We start from the raw sequence: 24,573 nt of genomic DNA, 5'->3' as shown, positions 1-24,573 counted from the left end.
TCCGAATTAATCAAAGTATGGCACGATATCATGTCATATGAACCGTGCCAGGGACTTCTTTATTTTGTTTCCACATAGATAGCTACTGGAAGATTGACACCACCAGCATGCATTAGCTCTAATTGAATCGTATCTGTTGCACCCTTCATTTCGTAATCAGGTAATTCAACATACTCTTCTCCTACTCTTAAAGAAGGCACTAAATGCACTTTGCCATTCACCTTAATTGCTCCACTGTATAAGCCTCCACGACCAGCAAGTTTCAGCTTAATCGTTTTGGTCGTCCCTGTTGGATTTACAACAGGAATGGAAACCTTGTAGTTCATACCGAAATGACCTGGATTTCCGACTGCTCCATTAATTTGTGAAAATGAATTTTCAGCTGTTTGTAAATGGTCAGTACGGCCATTCGAAATGTTATAGCCTACTTCTGGTGAATCTACTGTATAGGCTGGTAGTTCTGCTAGAATTGTAGCGCTTGGCCAAGCACCTCTTGGATGCTTTGCATACTCATCGATGGCAACCTGCTCCGATTGAATCGTTGTTAAATCACTATTATCTTTTGTAAGCACTGTGCGAATGGTATACTCTGGTTTTCCACCATTGACCGCTTGAATATCTAAATCATGTAAAAAGCCAATAATATATTCATGGTGTAGATCGTATGTTTCAATGACCTTTGTTTCTCCTGGTGCAATGACAATACCGCTACTTTCTGATTTTTTCAGCTTGTTATTTAATGTAGCATCAGCAATGGTCAAACCAATATCATGACCTACCCAGCTATTTCCTGTCTTTTGGTTAATACCTCTAGAATCTACAACTTTAATACTCTCTGTCGTAGACTTATTTTGAACCGTAATCCCAATATTGACATCTGTACCTAATGTATTGTAATGCCACCCAAAGACACGATGCTTATTCGTCACTGCCGTTGAGTTCACGTCATATTGTGAAAGCGTTGCATTATTCTTTGGCACAAGCTTACGCGTTAACGTTTCAGGATTATCACTAATAAATAAATCACGATCTCCCTCTAAACGAGCAGAAGGAACAGCTGTTGGCGATGATGTAGAACCATAAGATTTTTCAAGGAATGAACTTGTGTACATATAACGGTAAACGTAAATATACATTTCTTTTTTTTCACTGATATAGCGTAAATTTCCGCCTAAAGCATTCACAAGAAACGTAATAGGCACATACATTTTTCCTTTTTGAATAAACGGTTTTTCTGTTAAAGTTACCGTTTCGTTATTCACAAGAACCTCATTACTATTATCTTTGAAAACAAAGCTCATCCCGGCAATTTGTAATTCAAAGGAATTGTCTGGGAGCCATGCACCAGCAGAATCATCTAAATAATCATAGATATAGCTAGCTGGTAAATAAGATCTTGAATCTTTCATAATAATAGGATCTTTCATCACGATACGTTTGTTATTGATATGTAAAATATAAGGGTCTTCCTGAGGCGTTTCAGGCAGATCATCTGACATCGTAATATCTACCGATTGTGTTTCTGGGTCCCATTGAACATTCCCATCAAAATTTTCACTAACGAAACGCAGTGGCATATAAGTACGATCCTTATACATGAACGGTGCAACATCCATCACCACTTCTTGTCCATCTACTAAAGCCATCATCGAATCAATCTTTAAATCCACAATCTTCCCGTTACGAGTAGCTGACGCTGTCTGTGTTTCTTTATTCCAATCCACATTCGCACCAATCGCTTCATATAAAGCACGCATTGGCAATAATAAGAAATCCGATTTATTTAAAATAGGGTCATAGACACTAATCGTCTCTCCATTAATTGTAATTGAAACATTGTTTTTTATCTGAATTCCATTGTTACTAGTTGCTGATGCAGATGCTTGTCCAGGTAAAATTGTAGCCAAAGCAACCGCTGATACAATACATGTATTCCTTAGTTTCTTAAACATGCTAATCTCCTTTTTTTCACATTCAATTGTCTTTATCATCTTAACATGAAAAAACCCCAAAATGTGGGATTCTTATCGAAAAAAGTAGAATTCGGTACTAGAGTTCTAACCTCTCTCCTTCAAAAGCTTCATATGAAGTAAATGATATTCCAAATGGCCAGTATATTTTCTTGCAAACTGTTTTCTTCCTGACTAGATCCTTATATATACCCTCCCTAGAAGCAAATTTTAAAGCAATGGTGTAGCTGCTTTCTATCAAATTGATATCGAGACATAGCTAGTAGTTGATCAGTAACATTATGGGCTGATATCAGCATGTCATCTAGCAAACTATTGTATTAAGTAGACTGGTTTTTTTAAAAAAAGTTACACAGCCTGGAGAAAATGGTGGATTATTCACGTGAACTGTATTAAAAAAGCTATATTCCAGGAATACGGAATATAGCTTAAAAAGGATGAGCGACACCAGTAAAGCACCATCAGCTGAGGTTAAAGAATACCGTTTTAGTTACAAACAAAAGGATCTTCAATTGATGATCAAATTTTGTACATAACTAACTTTCATTAAGAAAATTATTGTCTACTTTTGATAAACACAAAACTTCCTTTAGAGGCAGTCTTATTATTTACGTATAGCTATCTTTGTTTAAATAAATTTTAACACTAACATTTACTTCATCACCTGTTTATTGTAATGATAGATAGCTTGCTATATCTTAGTATTGTTATCTCAACCAATGAAGCCTAATAGTAATGTACATGGTAATACTATCACTAATAGGAATGGGACATTACTCCATTGGTAAACTATCTAGGCAGTTTCCTCGGTTAAACATTGACTGAAGTAATCACATATCTTTAACCCTTTAGAAATGCTGGGTCTGTTTCTTCGCCTTCTTTTTCATCTCGTATAGCTTCTAAAAATGGATATTGTAAATTCAGCTTCAAGTAAATGAGTACGTGCCTCCTTTTTTGTGACAATTAAAAAACCTTATGACCTCTTAAAAATGAATAAATTAGTATAATGTCGTTGGAATTACGTACTTAATATCATTAGAATCCAAAATACGCGTTAACAAATTGCGCTTTTAGATAAGGATTTCGTTAAAATTACAGAATATTTGCTCAATTATGTGAAGAAAACTATTATTTTTAGTGTGGCAGAAAAAAATCGAAAAGGAGAAGATATCTATGAAAAAGAGGAACTATTTAGTGCAAAAAACTTTAACTATAGCTGCAATTGCATCTATAGGAACCACATTTGCTTTAGCATCCCCAAGTTTAGCTAGTGCAAATCATATTAGTACTTCTCAAGAACAAGGTGTTCTAGCAGAAAATACTCCAACTAGTATAAGCATTAATGAACAAGCAAACGCAGTAGGTATTAAAGATGTTCAATCTGAATTGAACAAAATCGGAAAATACTATTATACTAATGAAATAGCTGGAACAAAATACTATTCAAAAGGACTTCCACTAATTTTTAATCCAGCCCCAGATAGTGTTGAGACAGAGCTAAACTTTAGTATTACGAGTAATACATTAAATAATCTTAACTATGATTCAACAACGATTAATTACGTAACAGTAGGCCAACTTGATAATACAAAAACTCCTCTAGAACAGATACTTACAACAATTAGTTACAGTGAGAGTGTACAAGAAACAACATCGACAGCGACACAAAACGGTTTTAAAGTTGGAGGGTCTGGTGACCTATTTTTTAAAGTTCCTCTATTAGTAGAAGGTTTAAAATTAAATGCAGAATTTAATTCTTCTACTACAAACACAACTACAAAGAGCGTGACAAGAACATTAACAGCACCTTCACAAAATATAAGAGTGCCATCGGGTAAAAAATATAAAGCAGTCGCTGTTTTAAAACAATTAAATTTTTGGGGTGATGTTTCGTTTACTGGTGAAGGAGTCAATCCTATGACTACAATAAAAGGGACTGCTGTATATCGTGCACCAAATGGTCATTATTGGGAAAATCATACATGGAGCAAATATACGGCTCAATTTTGGTATGAACTGACTAATGCTCAGAAAAATGATTTAAATGGAATAGAATTCAATTACTTTCCAAGTACTGGTGGAGTTATAGTAAAAGCACAAGGGACTGGTAAATTCGAAGGTGTAATGGGTAGTACACTAGAGGTCGATATTTTAGATGTTACAAATCCAGCAAACCCCATTTTAGTGGAATCAAGACCTTTTTAATAATTTATTTTTTTAGTATCTGAATCAGTTTCATAGTTCATAGTATTCAAGAGCCTAGGCTACTCCTATTAAGAAAACTTATGTTTATAAAATTTAATTGGTGAATATAATGTACATGGCTAAAGACATGGAGAACAGTTGTATGACGAAATCGGAGAACAAAGTCTTCTGCATAAATTGGCCCTTACTAGGCGTAGTCTGAAAATGGACGCTGTACCTAATTAATTGATATCCGAAACGGACACGGACATTCATAAATTTCATTTATTGAAATTTTGAGTATTTCAAATGTTGAATGATCATTGTAGTGGCTTACTGAATTTAGTTAGCCGCTTTTTTGTTGTTTATAAAAAACAGACAACTGTGATATACAATCCTCAAAGGCTGCTTTAAGTAATTCTGGGTTGTTGGTTCTAATCCCATACTTTTAAGGTTACACTTTCATCCAGCACGCATTTCTCCCTTTTGAAACAAGCTTAATTTCGCCTAATAATTGTAAATCATTTAAAGCTTTACTAATTGTTCTTTCGGCTATATCAGGATACATACTCCGAATGCATTCTTTTGTGAAAGGTTGTTCGTGATTAAGAACAAAATTCTGAATTCTCTCTATCTTAGTCTGTCTACTTATAGAATCCTTAACTCTATTATGTAGATTTTTATAAGCATCTAAAATAATTGTTAAGAATATTTTTAACCAAAAGCTACTATTATGCTCATTACAATACCAATTTGCTGATGATTTATAGATTGCTTCATAGTATTCTGATTCTCTTTTCTTTATATGTTCATCTAAACAAACATATTTTACAAATGTATGGCCGCTTTTTATTAGTAATAATTGCATTAACATTATAGTCACTCTCCCATTGCCTTGACTAAATGGAATTATACAATAAAGATTGAATATAAAATAAGCTATCAGTAGAATAGTAGGACATTCTTTTTTACAGTTTAATAAATTATACTGGTCGCATAATTGTTTTACAGCCACTTGAATTTTTTCAGGTGGAAGAGGACGATAAACCTTCGTGTACATCCCATTCTCCAGTATTCCGGGGATAGAAAATGGTTTTTGTCGCCATTTTGCACCATCCGAGGTAATAAAATGAATTAATTGAAAATGCAATTCTTGTATAGTATCTGGACTAATAGTAAAAACATTAGATTTTTCACGCACAAGCGTCAGAGTTTCATAGTAACAAAATATCGCATCTTCTGAGATCGACTGGGGTATTATATCTCCTAAAATAAGTTCTTTTAATCGTTTATTGGAAACTTTTATATCCTCATAAATTGAAACATAGTTTTTTATGTATTGTATTGGCATAGCATTTTCCAGTCTAGTAAATATATCAGATCTTTGTTCTTGATAAGCAGTTAACTTTCCTTTGTATTCACTAATTTCACTAACTAAGTTTATTATTTGATTCTCCCCATTATACTTATACTGATCTTCGAAAAAATTTCTCATTTTCCCTCCTACTTTCCTTTGTTACAAACATACATATTATTATTGTAAAATGAAAATCTTCACAGAAATAAAAATTTTTATTATTCTATATTAGTTAATTCACTATATAATTGTAGCCCACTATAAGATAATTACAGAATAATTAATGGGTAAATTCTTTTGACTTTGCATAATAAAAAACGATATAGAATTAATAGCTTGGAAAAGAGGGTTTAATCAAATAATCCCTATTTATTAGCAGTTGGTGGCAATAAAAAGGAAATATCCGCTACGTTATTGCTAACATCGGGATGATTGTCTATTAACATAGAGGCTCATATTCTTCCGTTACTGTATTCACTATAAGAATCATTACCTTCCGAATAATATGTTTGATCAAATACAATTTGATATCCTGCTTCATATGCTTTTGTATTCATGTTGTTAAGACCGTGGTATTTTGTATTACCATACCAACTAAAAAAATCAAGAAATGAACTTTATGAATGTCCATGTATTTGTCTCGAATATCAATTAATTGGTATAAGCGTCCTTTTTCAAACTACGCCTATTAAGGTCAATTTATGCAAAAAAAACTCTGTCTCACTAAAAACAATAGTGTTTTTCGCTAAATCTAGCAAATATTCTGTAATAATAGCAAAATTTATACCTTAAAGCGTATTTTGTAACGCGTATTTTTGATTCTAGTCATAGTATGTACGTAATTCCAACGACACTTTACTAATTTTTTACTTTTAAGCATTCATCAGACTTTCTAATTGTCACAAAAATAGTTAATAAAATATTATAATTTTTTTAAAAAACATACTTTAAGACTAAGAGCTTATTGAATACCTCCTTGTATATTTTTTTCATTAATTCTGTTTAACTCATGATTTTAATTCATTTAGCCAATGTTTTCCACCATAAATCCCCAAAATATTTTCCTTTTCTAAACAGAAAATATGAATTCTTTGCATAATAAGAAGATTTAAACCTAATTCAGTCCACCTAATTCAATACATATCTATCAAGTATATTTAAGGGTGAAATTATTGCTTATACGATGTCTGATACTCAAAATGTAAACCTTGTGTTAGATAATCTACAGCATTATCCGTTTTACTGCAAGGTGGTTTTACACAGCTACCATGGATCGATTTATACTTCTGCAGCGTACCAACAAGCCATCAAAGCAAAAGGCATTATCATAAGCATGTCCCGTAAAGGATGCCCTCTGATAATGCCCCAATCGAAACGCTTCATGAGACACTTAGAGCAGAAACGTTTATTCCGACTGATTACCTTATTTTCTCGCTTATTAATTCTAGCTTCTTTCAAAATTTCAGCCAAGTATGTCACTTTAAATTATAATTTGTCATCTTTATACTTTAAACATATTTCAAATTTGTGTCATTTATCTTCCCTTATACTATTTTTTCAACCGTTATCATAGTGTTTTATTTGGATTATATGCCATTTAAAGTAAATAAGAGGGGATTTTTAAGTGATAAATTTATATATAAAAGTGGTTATGAGTTACTTAATATGAAAATTGAGGGAATTTGTGAAGAAGGTTATCATATCTATATATCATTTGTTTAAATGGCGCGCATTTTAAATGGTATACAATATTATCGAAAAAGGGGATAAAAATAATGAAGAAAAAACAAAAAATGTTAGTCACAGCAGCAATGGTAGCCACATTAGCTACAAGTGCATTACCTACTACATTAGCGTCTGCTGCAGAAACAAATGCTCCTATTCAACAACAAGAATCACAAAAGAGTATTCAACCATTCTCACAGAGTAATTTAGAAATAGCTGTAAATGCTGCTTTATATGGTCCAGAAGTAAAAAAAATTAAAGTATTTGAACATGAATTCAATGTAAAACCAGTTGAAGTAGTAAATTTAGGCGGCGGAAAACAATATGTTAAGGGCCAAATCTCTCATCATTTAACTCTTCGTCCAGATGATCAATTTTACTATGAATTTACAGTAAAAGATGGAAAAGTAACTGATACGCCTAAATTTTATATTGATAGAGGTGGCTTTACACCATTTGCAGCACCACTTTTATCTATTATTGCTGCATATAATGGGATTCCTGTTAATCCAAATGATTTAAACACACTTGGTCAACAAATTGGGAGAGTGATCGATGGTAGTTGGGAACATGCAGCACAATCTATTGCTACTATCGTTAGTTTAACCTTTAACGAGGAATAGACCTTTCTAGGAATGTAACTGACATCAATTATTAAACGAATGTATCTCATTTATAACTGTTGACGAATCCGTAAAAGATCCGTGCTACTTTACCATTGTATGTTACAAATAGGAGTCTTGTTTAAGACTCCTGTTTTGTTTGTAAAAAAATATATTAAATAGATTTTCTCATCATTTTGTTGAGATAAATATGTATAATTACACATTTTATTATATGCGATTATTTAGTTTAAAAAAGGAGAGATAGCATGAGGAGCGTCTTAAAATTTAGCATTCTTACTTGTGTAATATTGGCAAATTTATGTACAACTTCTACTGTATTTGCTGATAGTCACCCTGGTTATTCATATGAATCAAATATAGGCTATCATAATTCAACCTGGATGTCAGAAATAGAGGGTTCAAAAAAAATAAGCGAGCTATCTATTCCAGGAACTCATGGTTCTATGGCTTTACATGGAATAAGTGTTTTTGATGAAGATCTGACTAGGAATCAAACCATGAACCTTTCACAGCAATTAAATTCGGGTATTCGTTATGTAGACATGCGAGTGAAATGTGTTAAGGATTCCTTCGCAATGCATCATGGAATTGTTTATCAAAAAGCAATGTTTGAGGATGTATTACAAGAGATAATTCAATTTTTAAAAGATCATCCGAATGAAACAATTTTAATGCGTTTAAAAGAAGACACTGATCCCGAAACCGGCTCACAATCATTCGAACAAATATTTAACAATTATAAAGAGCGTAATGCTCCTTATTTTTGGGACCCAGATTCTGTAGCATCTTCAGAAAGAAATAATCCGAAACTAGAAGATGTCCGAGGTAAAATTGTAATACTACAAAATTTCACAGCCTCTCAAACATATGGTATTAACTATGATTCTTTATATATTCAAGATAAGTTTGAAGTCGGTATCGGACCAAACGGAATATATGATAAATGGAATTCAGTGAAAGCTCATCTTCTACAGGCAAATAATAACTCGCAAAATGGAAAAATCTATTTGAACCACTTTAGTGGGACAGGAGGCGGATTAGCATTATTAACTAATTTCTATCCTTGGTTTGTTGCAAGTGGGAAAGAAAGTCGCAATACAAATAGCAATCAAAAGCTGATTCAAAAAAATGCTACAAATGAATGGACGGATTTCCCTCGTGATATGAATGACCAAGTATTTTACGGTGGAATGAATACAATGGGAACTGAATTCATTCAAAAAAGTGGGCTGCATCATGTTGGGATTATCGCTGCTGATTTTCCAGGCCCCGGTTTAATAGATAGTATTATTCAGTTGAATGGGATAAATTAAAATGAAAAAAAGAATTATAATGGTCAATAAGAAATACTGGAGCCCTACACTCATTACAACTATCTTTAAATAAAGTCGCCAAAAGAACAAGACTTTATTGCTTTGACAATCTAATAAGTTTGAATAAACTTATATTTTCCTAGATCATAACTTTCTTTTATTCAAAGTGTTGAGAATCATCAATAGTTGCCGGTAGCTCGTAGCTCTTTATTTTGGAGATTTTCGATTTGCAGCTACATCTCCATTTTTTCTTTTCAAACCTTTATAATAGCTTCAAATGTAATAAATTCATTTACCATTTCAATTGCTCTGCTTTGAACTATAGAAAAAAGCTTAACGACAATATGGGACTGAACCCCATAAGTGAGGCAGTCTCAAAAAAGCATCACCCTACCAGTTTCCGATCATTAATTGGAGACTGGTTGTTTAATTGCAATTGAATTCGAGTATTGTAATAATAATTTATATAATCTCTTACGTTTGATCTACAATGACCGTTGTAGCTCGAGTTAATCCGTCTAGATAAAACGTTTCTGCTTTGAGTGTCGCATGAAACGATTCAAATGGGCATTATCAGCGGGCGTTCCTTTACGGGACATGCTCATGATAATGCCCTTTGTATAAACCGACCCCTGATCACTGTGTAAAAGACAACCTTGCGGTAAAACAGGTAATTGCTGAAGTTTATCTAACACAAGGTTTACATTTTGAGTATTAGACATCGTATAAGCAATAATTTCACCATTAAATTAATCGAGTATACTAGATAGATATAACGTTTTCCCGCCAAAAGGTAAGTAGGTAATATTTATAAGAAGTTTCTCCAAGCGTTTTTGTGATGTAATTTCACGATTCATCAAATTATTAGCCACGTAATGTGGTTGTCCTGTTTGTTTACGTTTTTAAACTTTCACACGACATGGCCAACCATACTTTTGCATGATACGTTGCACAGCCTTATGATTCACGACCCGACCTTGTCTTAAGATTGCCGTGATTTTTGGATAACCATTGGAAAGATAATAACTCCAACTGGTACCCACCATAATAGATGAAAATATAAAGCCAGTGATCTGTTTTTGTAAAGATTGTACGAAGATTTTCTGCCCCAAGCAGCCCCATTTGACGAACTCGAATAGAATAAAATGCAAAACCAAAAAATGGTGAAATTGGTTATTTTTTAAAAATATTTAGAATATTTCTTAAACTCGCAACCTTATCTATACCTCTAGCGTTCTTCTAATAGTTTGATCGCTAAAAAGGAGGTATTTAAATGTTACAAATCAATAAATTAGATAAAAGTTTAGTAATTAGCTTGTCATTACTCGGTTTCATTAGTTGTCTGTTTGTCCATTCCAGTAGTACGGTATTTGAGCAGTATACAAGCTCATTTATTGTTAAGCAGTTATTCTATTACCTAATAGGTTTTTTAGTGATGTATGGTGTAGCGACGCTTGATATCGAGCAGCTAAAAAAAGTCTCCTGGCCATTTTATTGGGCAATGGTCTTGTTAACATTTTGCTTATTTATTGCACCCGAAAGTATAGCCCGAACGGTAAATGAGGCGAAGCGCTGGTACCAAATTCCAGCTTTAGGATCATTTCAGCCGTCAGAGTTTTTAAAATTCGCGCTTTTAATCGTTGTCAGTAAGGTCATCGTTTCACATCGAGAAAAATATGTGCACCCTACCTTTTTAACGGATATGCGACTCCTCATAATAATTGCGGCTATCACCTTTCCCCCTATGCTCGCTGTTTACAAACAGCCAGATACAGGCATGACAATGATCTATATGTCGATGCTTATTCCTATGCTTTTCTTTTCAGGTATACAAAAAAAATTGCTTATTATCTTTACAGCCATTCCGGTATCAATTCTCAGCATTGTGACTATTTTATATGTAAAGTATAATGAATTTTTTACAAACAACATTTTAAATAAACTATCAGGGCATCAAATTTCTCGAATTCAAGGATGGTTGCAACCTAATGAATATCCGGACTCATCTTTTCAAACAAGACAAGGGTTTTTGGCAATTGGTTCGGGACAGTTTACCGGAAAAGGATACATGAAGAATAATGTCTATGTCGTGGAAAAGCATACCGATTTCATTTTTGCAAACATCGCTGAAGAACTCGGTTTCATTGGAGGGGCTTTCGTCATTACTTTGTTATTTTTTGTGATTTACCGAATTGTTCTTATAACAATAGAAGCAAAAGATCCATTTATGACGTTGATGGGAGCAGGGATTTCTAGTTTATTAGCCTTCCAAATCACACAAAATATAGGTATGACAATTGGCCTTTTGCCCGTAACTGGTATGACATTGCCATTTTTAAGCTATGGAGGAAGTTCACTTATATCAAACTTCATGTTAATTGGCATTGTGATGATTATCAATAAATCTTATAGTAGCTACATGTTTAAAACAACAAAAGATTAGGGAAGGTGTGTACATGAGAAGTGTTGTTCATACTCATACTGCGCCTACCTTTTAAATGCTATAAGACAGCTTTTCTTTTAGAACTAAACATTAATGGAACCCCACTAATAAAGATTCTCTTGAATAATATTAAGATTTGTAGATAATGTTATTTACGTTATGAAAGCTTGCAACAGCTGCACCATTGTTGCAATGCTTGTGCTGTTTGGCACACTCATCTAGTCATACCTAGCCTTCTATGAGATTCGTGTTCCTCGGACCGGTGTTTTGCCTTCAGGTTCCGCGTCACCACGGATACCCTTGCTCTTGGCTAATCTCTACTTCTTTCTTCGAGATTCTTGCCTTACACCCTATAGTTCATGTGCATTGCCGGGCGCACCAAAAAGAGAGCCCAGAGTGTTGCTCACTGGGCTCTTGAAATGTTTTCTTAATAGTTAGCCGTATGAATTGAGAATTCACGAACGGTTCTGTTAGAGCCTTTGGTTAAACCCTCATTGGCTTACTCGACTGAGAGGTCGGAGGGGGAGTCACCTGCTTTCTACTCGATTCAAATTGGCTAGCTAAGATAGGCTTTAATATTTAAACTGGTTGATTAGCGATTTTAACTCATCCGCCATATGAGAGAGTGATTGAGCAGAGGCATTAATTTCTTCCATAGAAGCTAATTGCTCCTCTGTGGACGCGGCAACTTCTTCTGATGTAGCAGCATTTCCTTTAGCTGAAAAAGCCAAATCCTCCGTAATAGCTGCAACCTCTTGAACACTAGCTGACATCTGTTCTGATGCGGAAGATACTTCTTGCATTTGCGGCGTAATTTCTCGCATGCTGGTCATGATGACTTGGAACTTTGCAATCGCTTCATCCGATACGCGTAAACCACTTTGTACGTCGTTAGTAACTTGGGCCATAATGTGTACCGATTGCTCCGTATCTGCTTGAATACCATGTACTAATTCGAAAATCTGTTTTGCTGATTGTTGGGATTGCTCTGCCAGTTTACGCACTTCATCTGCAACAACAGCGAATCCTTTCCCGTGTTCTCCTGCTCTTGCAGCTTCAATAGCAGCGTTGAGAGCGAGCAGATTCGTTTGGTCAGCAATGCCTGTAATCACATCTAAAATAGACGTAATTTGTAGCGAGCGATTATGTAACGTTTGAATTTTTGTGTTTGATTCTGAAACGGATTGATGTATGGAATTCATTTGTTCTTTCGTATCTTGGACTGCTTTGCCACCCTCATCTGCCTGTATCGTAGCGTGCTGTGAAAGATCCGTAACAGTAGAAGAAATTTCTGCAACATGAAGAATTGCTTTTGACAGTTCATTTAATGATTCAGCATTTTTGTTTGCATTCGTAGTTTGCGTATCTGCACTAGATGCAACTTCTTGTATAGCAATTGCCACTTGCTCGGTTGCTAAACTCGTTTGATCAGCATTAGCTGTTAATTCTTCCGCTGAAGATGCGACTTCTTCTGCATTGACTTCTACTTTCTTTATAAGTGTTCGAAGACTTTCACGCATATCATTGAACGCCTGGCCTAATTGTCCAATTTCATCATTCGATGTGATGCTCACTTTTTCAGTTAAATCACCTTTACTGATTGTCACTGCACTTTCTTTTAACTTGCCAATTGGTCTAATAATTCCTTTTACTACAAAATAAACGGCTATGGAACTTACCACAATGGCAATGACTAGTACAAGTATAGTGGTATACAATATGGAAGCTGCAGATTCATCTATTTCTTTCGAAAAGATGGTTCCTGTAATTTTCCAGCCCGTCAATTTATTCGTTGTAAAAAATACTATACGTTTATCACCTTCATATACATAATCATACGTCCCAGATTCTTTCTCGTATATCTGATTAAAGAAGCTCTCTTTCACTTCCCCTCCACCCTCTAAAGTAGGATGTGAAATAACTTTTTTGTTTTCATCAAAAATAGAAGAATATCCATTTTTTCCTATACTAATAGATTCTGATGTTATTTGTAAGTCTGCCAGTTTAAGATCTAATGCCACAACTCCTGAGCGGTCTTTTAACTGCTTAGCAATTGTCACAATCATTTCTTCAGTCCTCACATCTTTGTAGGGTTCTGTTATAAAAGGTTTCCCTTGAAGCTTTACTGCTTCTTTATACCAAACTCTATCCAGAGGATTATAGTTTTCTGCAGTAGACACGTCCTCTCCTTGAATAAACGCTCCACTATTCGTTGCAACATATATGCTGAAGACATCTGGATTTAGTTTAAAGTATTGATGAAGTGATGATCTTAATGCAACCTCACCCTGTCCATACATCGAAGAATTAATTTCCTCACTAAAGACTTCAATTTCGTTAATTTTTTCACTGATGGTTTTGTCTATAAGTTTGTTTAATACCCCAACACTTTGGTTGGCACTTTGCAGAATTTCCTTTTCTATAGAATCTTTAGCTGATAAGTATGACAATACCCCAACTAAAACAACGGGGATTATTAATACAAGTCCAAATGAAATATACAACTTACTTTTAAGGCTTTTAAATACAGTTTTCATGTAACGGTTCTCCTTTTTCTACATAAGGTTTACAAGCTTTTTTTAAGATGCTTGCTTACAACTATTGTCCGTATTCTTTTTTCGCAAACCTACTATCAATTTACTGATTAGGCTTTAAAAAAGAAGAAAGCTTCCATTCGAGGGTACTAAAGAAATTCGGTTTTCGTTAGTATATATCTTGCTCACTTCAGATTTACCAACTTGAAAAGTCCATTTGTATAACAATTGCTATGGCAAATCGACTTTTTCAGCGCCCTCCTTCCATACATGTTTTTTTACAGTTCCTTTGGTTCATAAATTATACTCTTTGTTTTTATCGGTCTAAATGCTTGAATTCGAAGACTTTTTTGTTTCCCACATGAACTACATAGACAATGATTTGTAATGTAAGACCAATTTCAAAAGTCCTCTAGTGGACTGAATAGCACTGAAAAACTTAGTTTTTTTAATGGGAATCGCAACACTAGTTTTTCTAACGAAATTGATCATAGCATTGTTCTAGTTAAAGATGAAAATGAATACCCTGCTGCGAATAAATAAAAGGCTTGAGCTAAGTGCAATAATAGATTCAATCCTTTTAAGTTTTGTCTTAAGAATTAATCGTTCTAGCTTTCTGCTTTCTTAGTGGGGTTATGAGTAATCTTGTTTTCTTCGATACAATATTGATAAAATGATTTTAATGCAGTTAGTTTCAGTTGAATACTACGTATTTTTAACCCTTTTACACTTAGAGTTGCCAGCCAATTACGTATATCCTTTGCCCTTACTTTTGTATGTTTGTCCATATTAATATCGATAATATTTAATGCTGACATTTCTGAGACACGGCAACCCGATGTAAGAAAAAATAAAATAATAGCCTTATCACGAGTTGATAATTGTTCAGAGATAAGTTTAATACGAGAAAACTCATACTCATCTAAATAATTAGGAAGTGATTTAGATAATTGAGGTCTCCAACGTTTTTTTTTCACCCTTTCTATATATTCTTCATCAAAACAAAATTGAAAAAAGGTTGATAGTGTTGCATGTACAAGCGCTATTGTATTTGTTTTTTTATGTATCGAAAAATCATTAATCCATTTTCTAACATTCTCTGAGGTCATATCCTTCAGTGGAACCTTATATTCACGTAGGAAGCATTCCAGTATCCATTTATACTTAGTTATAGTCGCAACTGCTTTATTTTCTAATTTTAAACATAATAAATACTCATTCAATACTTTTATAGTTATTGAAGAGATATAAATATCCGTACTCTTCCAGTATTCATCAATAGTTTTTATTTTCTCGTGTCCAAACTAATAGAATATGATTAAACTTATTAGGACTAGTATTTCCATTTTTAGAATGTCTATATATTACTATTAGACTTAATACATTTAACTAGACAAAATAATAAAATATTTTTATCAAGAGGCTTATTATATCCATAATAAAAAAGCTCTGCTGACACTTTCTTTACAGAGCTTCTACTATAAACTTCTCGATTGAATATTGATAAACAACCTATTAGTCATTTGATAAGATGTTTATTATAGTCAATCCACTTTTCCATTTCCCTCTCAACAGCTCTATTTTGCCATTCAAACCAAATACCAGAACACTCACTACAATGACTGTCTACCCCGTTCTTTCTATACGTATCTCTATAAGTAAATATAGTTTTTTTTCGACAACTGTAGCAAAAGATTTCTTTTTCTTTATAAAATTCCATACTTAACCTACCTAATGATTTTAACTTATTCATCTCCTTTTTTTATTAAAGTTATTCAAACATTTTTAGGAGTTAAACTTTTAAGAGTTTTCTATGGCATAGTTATTAGTCTATTGACAGAAGGATTGTACTAAAAAAGCAAATAACATTGGGTAAGATAAGAAAATAAATAAACATTACAAGGAATCGCTCTATATTAACTAGAATGAGCATTCTTCTATCCAAAGTTTACTTTCTTTAATTGAGTAAATATAAAATAAAAAAAGAGACAATCATATAAGATGATTGCCTCTGAATTTAACTTTTAAAAGAAAGAAATTTTAGGGAAATAAGTTTCTTATAGATCTACCACTGACGGGTTTCTTCGCTCCTGCTAGTTTTACCCTTCTCTTATGTTACCATACAAGTCCAAACGGCTAGCAATCTACACTACTACAAACCCGCTGACATCTTATTAGCCTCACTGGTGCTGACACACCTCTTCTAACAAGACTTCAAACGTTCCACTACTTCCATCCCTTATTTTCCAGGAATAAGAACGACCGGTTTAACAGTCAATTCATCGATTGCCACTATAGTATTGCAACTATAGGGATATACAGTGAGTTCCTAGCTTCATTTCGCACCATACATTAGTTTACCCTGCCTCCATGGATTCGTTTTCCTAACCATAGAAATCTTTTAATGAACCCCGCCTCGGTACCACCGGATACGACTTCACCTGACTTCATCCCTTTTGTGTCATTCAGCACAGCACTGGATGCAGGAGGATTAGGTACTTGTAGACTGACTGTTTTACAAGAACAGGACTTTCACCTATTAACTGGGAGTAATAGTTAGAAAGAAAACCCCATAGTTATTGCTTAATGCAAAACATGGGGTTTTCACTTCCACTCATTTCACTGAATGAATCAGCTTATAGAGTAACGTTTCGTTTAGTTTTATTAAGAAGCTGTAACTGTGAAAGTACCAGTTTTAACTACTTTACCTTCAGCATTTAATACATTAACTGTGATTACTGAAGTACCAGCAGCTACGTGTGTTACTTTAACTTTATTTCCTGAATCAACTACAGCTGCCACTTTAGTTAAATCAGCAGAAATAACTTCAAGAGTTTCATCTGTAGTAAGTGCAACTGTAGTACTTGAATCTGTGTCATTAACTGCTGCTAATGTTACATTGCCTAGTGCAGGTGTAATAGCTACAACTACAGCATTGTTATACTTTGTAACAGCTGCATCTAAAGCTGCTTTTGCATCAGTTAATTGTTTTAATGTAGCTGTCGTTGTATCAACTGCTTTTGCAGTAGTAATAGCAGTTGTTAAAGCCGCTTTAGAACCTTCAACTTTGTTACCTACTGCTTTACCTTCAGTAACAGGAACAGCTACAGTTGTATCTGCAGTAGCAATTGAAGCATTTAAAGCTGTTTTTGCAGCTTCAAGTGTTGTTGCAGCACCTTTTGAATCTAGTTCCACAGAAGTTGCTTCAATTTTAGCAATGATATTACCTGCTAAATCTTCAACAAAACGTGGGTTAGTAACTTCAACTGTAGCAGCAACTAAACTTTTCTCTAGAGTTAAGATAAGTGTTTTATTAGTAGCATCTGCTGCATCTAATTCTACTTTAGTTACTTTAACATTATTATCTGATGATTTTAGACCATCTTTTACAATGAAATCTGACTCTGGTTTACCACCAGCTGTAAGTTGAACAGCTTCATTGAAAGTAATTTTAATTTGATCGTCTCTGTTTGCAACAGCTGTTATTTTTTCAGTATCAACAGTAGGTGCGATTTTGTCAGCGACAACTGGTGAAACTCCACCTGTGATATTTTTACCTAAAACGTCAACAGTTGATGGAGATGGTTTAACAGTTAAATTAACACCTTTAACATCTTCTGTTAAATCTGTTTTTAAAGTGAAAGTTACTGTTTTGCCATCAGTAGAAATTTCATTATGAGCAATTTCAGAACCATTGATTGTGAAATCACCTTGTACTAGTGATTGAATTGGGTTAGAGAACTTTACTACAACTTTATTTTTAGCAGTAGCTTCAACAGAATTAATAATAGTTGCAGTTTGATCTGTAACTGCTACTTCTTTAGTTAAATCTTTTAAATGGTTACCAGCTAAATCTTTAACTAGTTGAACTTTTACTTTAAAGTTAGGACCTGAAAGTGGAAGCTCATTATTGAAGTTAAGAATAACTCCTTTTGCATCTTGAGTTACATTGAATGATGCAATTGTTAATTTCTTGCCGTCTGGACCAGTAACAGTATATTTATCTGTATCGACGATTGAACCGTCTCCACTTGTTGCCATTGCTTCATTAAATGCAACATAAAGTTGTTTACTACCTAGACGAGTAACAGATGTTAATTCAGGAGGTGTTACATCTTTTACTGATAAAGTTGTAGTGTATGGAAGCATAACATTTTTCAATGTAGTGTTATCAGCTACACCAGTTACACTTAATGTGTAATCAGTATTATCTTTTAAAGAACCTAGTAATGTAATTGTAACTTCTTTATCTTTTGATACATTTACAGTACTAGAAATTGGTTGTACTTTACCATCTTTATCTTTAATCACATAGTTAGCAGCTTTCTTAGCTGTATCTGTATCTAATGATTTTGTAAATTTGATAGTGATTTGTTTGTTGTTAGAATCTTTAACAAATGTAGAGCTAATTACTTCTGGACGAGTTTGATCGATTACAGGAGTTACTTGAACTTTAGTATCTTTATCAATTACGTTACCAGAGTAGTCTTTTACATTAGTAACAAATAAATCTGTTGTATAAACAAGTTTATTGTCATTATTAAATGTTAATTCATATTTATCATCTGCAAGTTGTTTTACAGAAGAAGCTTGCTTTTTAGATCCACCTTGCATCCAGTAGATGTTAGAAGCAAATACTTGTTCAACTGGCTCAGAGAATTTAAGAACTACTTTCTCAAATGAAGCACTTACAACTGATACAGTTGGAGCAGTTTTATCTTCAACAACGTTGAATTTAGTGTCAGCTTTCACTGTTTTGAAGCTGTTGTAATCTTCAGTACCTTCAGCAGTAAGAGTGTGTTCTCCATCTGTTAAAGCAGAAGATAATTTAATGATTACAGTGTTTAAGTTTGTTTGGATTGAACCAACAACTACTTTACCATCAATTTGGAATTGTGATGTTTGAGCAGCTTTTACTGGCTCGCTGAATTGAACGCGAACAGTCTTGTTACCTAAAGCATCTACTTTAGTTACTGTTGGTACTGTATTATCAAGAGGCTTGAATTTCAAATCTTTAGCATTGATAACTTTATCGCCAGCTTTAATATTGTTTACAGCTAATTTGTACTCAGATTGGTTCTCAAGTTTGTCAACAACAGTTAGAGTAACAGTGCTTCCATCTTCAGAAACTACTGCAGTATCAACTACAGGATCGTTAGCACCAGTAAGAGCATAGTTACCTGCTTCAGCAGCTGTAGATGGATCAACTTTACCGTCGAACTCTACTACTACTTGTTTAAGGTTAGTTGCAGTTTGAGTGCCAATAATAAAATAAAAAAACAAACCCAATTTCAATCATATCAAGGGTTTGAGCTTATTTTATCAGTGTTAACAATTCAGGTTAATTATGCAATTATGAAATCACTCGGACATGAAAAAATAGAAACGACTATTATTTATATGGAGAAAGTTTTAGAGACAGATCAGCATGCGATTCATGAATGGGAAGCGGAGAATTTTAGTGGTTATATCTAAAAATTTTAGATTTGGTTGTTGTTTGTTTGATTAACTAATTTTTCAATAATTAGGGGAAAAATAATAGTTGGTCCTAATTCTACATCCTATGGAGGGTTTCCTGCAGTTCCATCGTAGTATATTGTTATTGTTGCCTGTCTTAAGTTTTGTGATGATTGATAAAAATAAGGGCTTTTAATTATTGCATTCAAAGGAAATCCACTTTCTTAATTAATCGTTTGTGATTTCCATACACCTGCAAATAACTTTTTATAGCATGCACGCAATAAAGAAATATATACAACAAATACGTCATTTTTGAATTTTTAAAATCATAAACAAATTATTTATTTCAAATTAATTTCCTAGTATAGCCTAATACTTCAAAATTTTAATGAAAAGCAAAAATAGAGTCTAATAATAGATAAAGAAAAATATTCAATTGGCTTAATATTTAGTTAAATCAAAAAAGGACTAAACAATCCTGTTAGAATGTCATTTCCCAAAGTCCCAGCGTACTAGAACCAATGGTTAGATATGGTTGCTCTTTTTATCTTCTTTTATATCTATATCGTCCGTTATAAAATGCCCTTTGATACAAATCACAATTTACAAATTTTAACATCAGATTTTACATACAATATATCTCTAACTCTCGAAGTGAATCAAAACAAACAGGGTTCTTAACCCTGTTTGTTTGTTTCCCCCTTAATCTATATTACTCTTGTTCAGCTAACCTGCCCCGTTAGTTTAAGTACATTTCTTCACAATCTCAAAGTGATACTATCATAAATTTCCAATAAAAACATCTCATCTCTAAAAATCTATAGTGGTGAGATGTTTTTAATCAAACTTTATTACAAATTATCAATCTACAACAATAGGAATAATTCAAGCTGTTTGGTACCAATAATAGGAGTTGGATCATTAGTTGAAGATAGATAAAGACTTACATCCGCAGACATAATAGATTTGTTATTTATAGTTTTCAAGATAGTTTCCTTTTTCAAAAATTTCTCTTGCACTTAGGGCAGTCCATTCCTCTGGGGTTACATTTGGGTGCAAATCAAGATAGGATTTTACCATTTTATAGCCCTCACTGTAACCATAACGATTAGGAAGGCCATTACCTCCCAGTATAATTTCGTATGACCGATTTAGATCATGCTTTTCGAGATCTACTACAATTTTTGACCAATAATATTTGTTGTATGTTAAATAAATTGGAACATAATAAATATCAGGATAAACTAACTTTTCAAACATAAACGCCTTTCCTTCAAATATTAGGCTATCCAAAACGGTAAAAGATGGAGCATTACGTAAGTACTTCTCTGTCCAAACACTATGATGATATTCGTGAGCCATGCTAGATCTTAAAATATCTTCGTTATAATATTTGTTGTAAAGTACTATTATTTTTCCTGCCCCCACAGTAGTCATTAGTGTATTTGTATTTGTGGCAGGAAAAACACATACAGTTGTTTCATTTCCAGATGGAAGAAGAACAGAAGATTTTAAAAGGGCTTCCTTAATAATTTTTTCAGTTTCTTCCCTATCAATTTTTTCACTTAATTGTTGATTTTCTGTTAAAAGGTCGGGAGCTACATTTAGAATTTCATCTGCCATATTAGGATATTCACCATTCTCAAAACAAGCACTATATACTGGTTTAATTACCTCTTCATTATAAATTTCCAATTGTGATTGTTTTGGATTAATTTCATCTTTATCTGCATAGTTTTGATAAAGTTTATAGGCATTGACTATTTTAAATTTTTGACCTGTTTGTGGGTGTTCGAATGATAAAACGATACTTTCAATATCTTGCTTTGCTTTCGATTCTTCAGCTTGTGTGCAGGAAGTAAGTGTTAGCAACGTAATTATTAGAAGAAATATGACAACTGTTTTTTGATAATTTTTCAAATAAAATCCTCCTATGTAAAAAACAGACTATTCACCTAATTATTTTACCATATTTCAATATAATTCTCGTATTACTTTGAATTTCTTATTGAACTAATCTGCCTCGTTACCTTAAGTACACTGTTTCACAAACTCACATCAAGATTAATATAAAATCCTATTTTTAATTTAGAAGTGTTATTCAATTAAATGGCCCTATAATAAAAAAACACCCATTTCTACATGAGTGTCTTAATTGAATGAAAGTTCTTTAAAAGTATTTACTGTATAAATCCTGTCTTAGCTTTCCGCTTAGCTGAGCGTATATCTTTGTTGTCTCACTCTTTTCATGACCCAGTAAACTTTGAATGACATCAATTGGCGCACCGTTATTAATCATATGCGTTGCATAGCTGTGTCGTAACTGATGCGGATGTATACTCTTTTTTATACTAGCACGATTTGATATGCGCTTGATAATATACCTTAAATTATCAATGCTCATTCGTCTTTTCGGCCTTCTGTCCGTAATAAACAAACAAGGTTCCCTATCCTCTCGTTCATCTAAATACCTTTTTAACCAAATAGAACAACGAGTATTAAAGTACACTTCCCTTTCTTTATCACCTTTCCCTTGTACAATTACTGAATTCGATTGAAAGTCGATATCTTCTCGATTTAATTTTACAACTTCACCAATACGGCAGCCGGTTGAATACATAAACTCAAATAGGGCTTTCTCCATCGTTGTTTGACATGCTTCCCTTAGATGTTCTATCTCTACTTCTGAGAGAAATTTAGGAATCCTTTTACCTAATTTCGGCTCTTTTAATTTAGCTGCAGGATTTTTTAGAGTATAACCTTCTTCATGTGACCACCTAAATAATGATTTAACACAACGAATCCTATGTCCTAAACTGGAAGGCTTTAAGTGGTCTCCTGATCGTATTAAATATTCTTTTAATCTATCTGTATTAAATTCGTTCATATCAATATCACCAAAAAATCGTAATAATAGTTTGTATTGAAAACAATATGTTTTTAATGTAAGCGATGAATATCCCTCGATTTTTTATCCTGTTGATACCTTTTCCATGCTTCGGATAATAACATGTGTCTTTCACTCTCCCACCTATAAATCTATTAATTCTAAATTCTATTATGTTCAATGAAAGGTTTTTTCATACAAGGATATTCAACAACCTAAAAAATAGTGATAGTTTTGAACTCTAATTAATCTAAAAGGCACTTTCCATGTTTCCAGGAAAGCGCCCGATTGTTGAACAACAGGATCAGTATCATTGATTTCTAAAATCAAATTTATCATTTGGCACACCTAACGTATGACCGTTATTATCACAGTATTGACCATCCAAATACTTTTTTGCAGTTCCTTTACGATTGTTCCAGTATATATTTTTTGTTTTATTTCCTTTTTTATTAAATACCAACTCACAATGTAGCCCCCCATCCCGCACTAGTTGAAGTTGAGGAGCAGGTTGAAAAATGCGATTACAGCGTTACTAAATTGTCTTATTATACATGTTTTTATTAGCACACCTGCAGCGTTTTCTGTTAAAATCCTAAAAAATCATTTTGTAACTCTTGTTTGCATAAAATTTGTATATATTATGTTCATACATAAAGCCACAAAACACTGGTTTAACAGGGCTCGTGGCTTTTCCATGTGTTTCCAAAATTGCGTTTGGGAACATTTTTAGGTATATATGTGTATATTTTATTCCGCAATTTTTGTTTGGTTGTTTAATTTAATTGAGTGAATATAATTTACTGCGTACTTTACTAAAAATATTCCTAAGACTCCACCCAAAACATTAAATAAAAAATAGATAATATCCGTATTACCAAAGTTTCTTATAGTAAAACCAGACCACCCAAGTAAAAAACGGGCGCCATCTATCACTAAACAACTTAAAATAACAATAGAAATTGCTTTTTTGTTACTGTTTAAATTGAAAAGGAGTATTAAGAAAATCCCAAAAGGTACAAATAAAATAACATTATAAAATAAAGCTGAATAACTCCAAATAGAAATATTAAAGTGCATCGTATCAAATATTCCAAACCAGTCACTTGTTGAAATAAATCTTCTAATATTGTCTGCTGGATTTTGAGGGAGCGTAAATCCACCCAATTTAATTTGAACTAAGCTTATTACGTAAAAAATAGAGCTATATAACATAACTCGTTTCTTAGCACTTTTTTCTACTTTTCCAAAATAACCAAGTAATACATCAATAAAAATATATACTAGCAAAATTAAGAATGCTAAGGGAACAATATTGTAAAGAACATATGTTGAATACATAATTAACATCTCCCGTCATTTTTACCATTTTATAGTAACCATTTCGCTAATCATTTTACTAATTTTCACATTATAAAGCAAATCAAAATAATAATAATCGAATTTTTTTACCTATTGATTATTACAAAAAAACATTTACAATAATAAATGTAATAAAAATACATAAACGGAGGCTTATGGAATTTATGGGAATTAAAAAAATTTATTAACATCTTTTATGTTTGGTGCAATCATCTTAGGGACTACGCAAAATGCTAGCGCTAATAACGGTACTGACACAATTAATGATGACACTATCAAATCTCTTCCAGAAGGGGTAGAGTTATATTACCCAAAAAACCCTGAACTATTAGTGGATGAAAATTATGGGTATTCTGAAAATCTGACAGTTAATCCATTTGCACTTGAACAACTTCCAAGAAATGTTTATCTTCAAACATCTGACAAGTCGCAGTCTACAACTAGACTACAACTTTATAGTGGCGACCAATTAGGCATGAACGTAGAACCCTATAAATTTGGAAAGCTAGGTACAATTACTGGTATAATATATCGGAATGGTGTTTATTACCAAGGCTATACATTTTATAATACAAACAGATTCGTTACTACCGTAAATACTGGTGATTTATCGCAATATTCATTGAGATTATACTGTGGAAACCCAGATGAATTACAAACTGGGTGTGCAGCAGATGGAGTTATTTATCCAGTAAAATGAACTGCTCCCCAG

At 33.2% G+C, this 24,573-nt stretch carries 13 protein-coding genes and 3 pseudogenes; 6 read left to right on the top strand and 10 right to left on the bottom strand.

Going from position 1 to position 24,573, the window contains the following annotated elements:
- Positions 1–59 precede the first annotated feature (59 nt).
- The gene (locus tag A2J09_RS21890; protein WP_036160808.1) at positions 60–1,952 is read right to left on the bottom strand and encodes a stalk domain-containing protein; all 1,893 of its coding nucleotides are present in this window, start codon (positions 1,950–1,952) and stop codon (positions 60–62) included.
- Between the two features lie 1,191 nt (positions 1,953–3,143).
- Between A2J09_RS21890 and A2J09_RS21885 the strand changes: the two genes are divergently transcribed.
- Entirely contained in the window at positions 3,144–4,175 is a 1,032-nt protein-coding gene (locus A2J09_RS21885) for an ETX/MTX2 family pore-forming toxin (RefSeq protein ID WP_051563179.1), read from the top strand.
- 433 nt (positions 4,176–4,608) lie between these two features.
- Here the strand turns inward: A2J09_RS21885 and A2J09_RS21880 are convergent, their stop codons facing one another.
- Positions 4,609–5,649: a Fic family protein gene (locus A2J09_RS21880; RefSeq protein WP_012292862.1), complete on the bottom strand. Its 1,041-nt coding sequence runs from the start codon at positions 5,647–5,649 to the stop codon at positions 4,609–4,611.
- 1,637 nt (positions 5,650–7,286) lie between these two features.
- On the opposite strand from A2J09_RS21880, the gene A2J09_RS21875 reads away from it, so the two are divergent.
- Positions 7,287–7,859 (top strand): hypothetical protein, encoded by a 573-nt coding sequence (locus A2J09_RS21875; RefSeq protein WP_012292861.1) that lies wholly within the window; start codon positions 7,287–7,289, stop codon positions 7,857–7,859.
- Between the two features lie 248 nt (positions 7,860–8,107).
- Positions 8,108–9,172, top strand: a pseudogene (locus A2J09_RS21870) (phosphatidylinositol-specific phospholipase C); the annotation flags it as partial.
- 388 nt (positions 9,173–9,560) lie between these two features.
- Here the strand turns inward: A2J09_RS21870 and A2J09_RS24360 are convergent.
- Positions 9,561–10,185, bottom strand: a pseudogene (locus A2J09_RS24360) (IS3 family transposase); the annotation flags it as partial.
- Between the two features lie 263 nt (positions 10,186–10,448).
- Here A2J09_RS24360 and A2J09_RS21865 point away from each other — a divergent pair.
- Complete coding sequence (locus A2J09_RS21865; protein WP_012292857.1) at positions 10,449–11,618, top strand: FtsW/RodA/SpoVE family cell cycle protein; 1,170 nt, start codon at positions 10,449–10,451, stop codon at positions 11,616–11,618.
- A 572-nt stretch (positions 11,619–12,190) separates the two neighbouring features.
- On the opposite strand, the gene A2J09_RS21860 is transcribed toward A2J09_RS21865, so the two are convergent.
- From A2J09_RS21860 to A2J09_RS21845, 3 genes are all read right to left on the bottom strand, one after another.
- A complete protein-coding gene (locus A2J09_RS21860) occupies positions 12,191–14,155 on the bottom strand; it encodes a methyl-accepting chemotaxis protein (RefSeq protein ID WP_036160806.1) in 1,965 nt (654 codons plus the stop codon).
- A gap of 605 nt (positions 14,156–14,760) precedes the next feature.
- Entirely contained in the window at positions 14,761–15,261 is a 501-nt protein-coding gene (locus A2J09_RS21855) for a site-specific integrase (RefSeq protein ID WP_012292855.1), read from the bottom strand.
- A 1,555-nt stretch (positions 15,262–16,816) separates the two neighbouring features.
- The gene (locus A2J09_RS21845) at positions 16,817–19,441 is read right to left on the bottom strand and encodes an Ig-like domain-containing domain (protein ID WP_012292853.1); all 2,625 of its coding nucleotides are present in this window, start codon (positions 19,439–19,441) and stop codon (positions 16,817–16,819) included.
- Positions 19,442–19,477: 36 nt separating this feature from the next.
- Between A2J09_RS21845 and A2J09_RS23825 the strand changes: the two genes are divergently transcribed.
- A complete protein-coding gene (locus tag A2J09_RS23825) occupies positions 19,478–19,627 on the top strand; it encodes a hypothetical protein (RefSeq protein WP_155726281.1) in 150 nt (49 codons plus the stop codon).
- Positions 19,628–20,581: 954 nt separating this feature from the next.
- Here the strand turns inward: A2J09_RS23825 and A2J09_RS21835 are convergent.
- From A2J09_RS21835 to A2J09_RS21825, 4 genes and pseudogenes are all read right to left on the bottom strand, one after another.
- Positions 20,582–21,532, bottom strand: a complete 951-nt coding sequence (locus A2J09_RS21835) for a DUF2268 domain-containing putative Zn-dependent protease (RefSeq protein WP_036160800.1) — start codon at positions 21,530–21,532, stop codon at positions 20,582–20,584.
- Between the two features lie 250 nt (positions 21,533–21,782).
- Positions 21,783–22,624, bottom strand: a pseudogene (gene xerA / locus A2J09_RS21830) (site-specific tyrosine recombinase/integron integrase).
- A 185-nt stretch (positions 22,625–22,809) separates the two neighbouring features.
- Positions 22,810–22,962: a DUF5412 family protein gene (locus tag A2J09_RS23820; RefSeq protein ID WP_155726280.1), complete on the bottom strand. Its 153-nt coding sequence runs from the start codon at positions 22,960–22,962 to the stop codon at positions 22,810–22,812.
- A gap of 287 nt (positions 22,963–23,249) precedes the next feature.
- Positions 23,250–23,840: a VanZ family protein gene (locus tag A2J09_RS21825; protein ID WP_036160796.1), complete on the bottom strand. Its 591-nt coding sequence runs from the start codon at positions 23,838–23,840 to the stop codon at positions 23,250–23,252.
- Between the two features lie 217 nt (positions 23,841–24,057).
- Between A2J09_RS21825 and A2J09_RS21820 the strand changes: the two genes are divergently transcribed.
- Positions 24,058–24,561, top strand: a complete 504-nt coding sequence (locus A2J09_RS21820; RefSeq protein WP_012292847.1) for a hypothetical protein — start codon at positions 24,058–24,060, stop codon at positions 24,559–24,561.
- The last annotated feature ends 12 nt before the right edge of the window (positions 24,562–24,573 follow it).

Source organism: Lysinibacillus sphaericus, assembly GCF_001629735.1.
Lineage (GTDB): Bacteria > Bacillota > Bacilli > Bacillales_A > Planococcaceae > Lysinibacillus > Lysinibacillus pinottii.
The sequence above is the reverse complement of the archived record's forward strand: the minus strand, read 5'-3'. Positions and strand labels throughout refer to the sequence as shown.

Excerpts from the sequence above, each read along its gene's own strand:
- A2J09_RS21825 (WP_036160796.1), bottom strand. The coding sequence starts at position 23,840 with ATGTATTCAACATATGTTCTTTACAATATTGTTCCCTTAGCATTCTTA.
- A2J09_RS21855 (WP_012292855.1), bottom strand. The coding sequence starts at position 15,261 with ATGACCTCAGAGAATGTTAGAAAATGGATTAATGATTTTTCGATACAT.
- A2J09_RS21875 (WP_012292861.1), top strand. The coding sequence starts at position 7,287 with ATGAAGAAAAAACAAAAAATGTTAGTCACAGCAGCAATGGTAGCCACA.
- A2J09_RS21880 (WP_012292862.1), bottom strand. The coding sequence starts at position 5,649 with ATGAGAAATTTTTTCGAAGATCAGTATAAGTATAATGGGGAGAATCAA.
- A2J09_RS21885 (WP_051563179.1), top strand. The coding sequence starts at position 3,144 with ATGAAAAAGAGGAACTATTTAGTGCAAAAAACTTTAACTATAGCTGCA.
- A2J09_RS21860 (WP_036160806.1), bottom strand. The coding sequence starts at position 14,155 with ATGAAAACTGTATTTAAAAGCCTTAAAAGTAAGTTGTATATTTCATTT.
- A2J09_RS21890 (WP_036160808.1), bottom strand. The coding sequence starts at position 1,952 with ATGTTTAAGAAACTAAGGAATACATGTATTGTATCAGCGGTTGCTTTG.
- A2J09_RS21820 (WP_012292847.1), top strand. The coding sequence starts at position 24,058 with ATGTTTGGTGCAATCATCTTAGGGACTACGCAAAATGCTAGCGCTAAT.
- A2J09_RS21865 (WP_012292857.1), top strand. The coding sequence starts at position 10,449 with ATGTTACAAATCAATAAATTAGATAAAAGTTTAGTAATTAGCTTGTCA.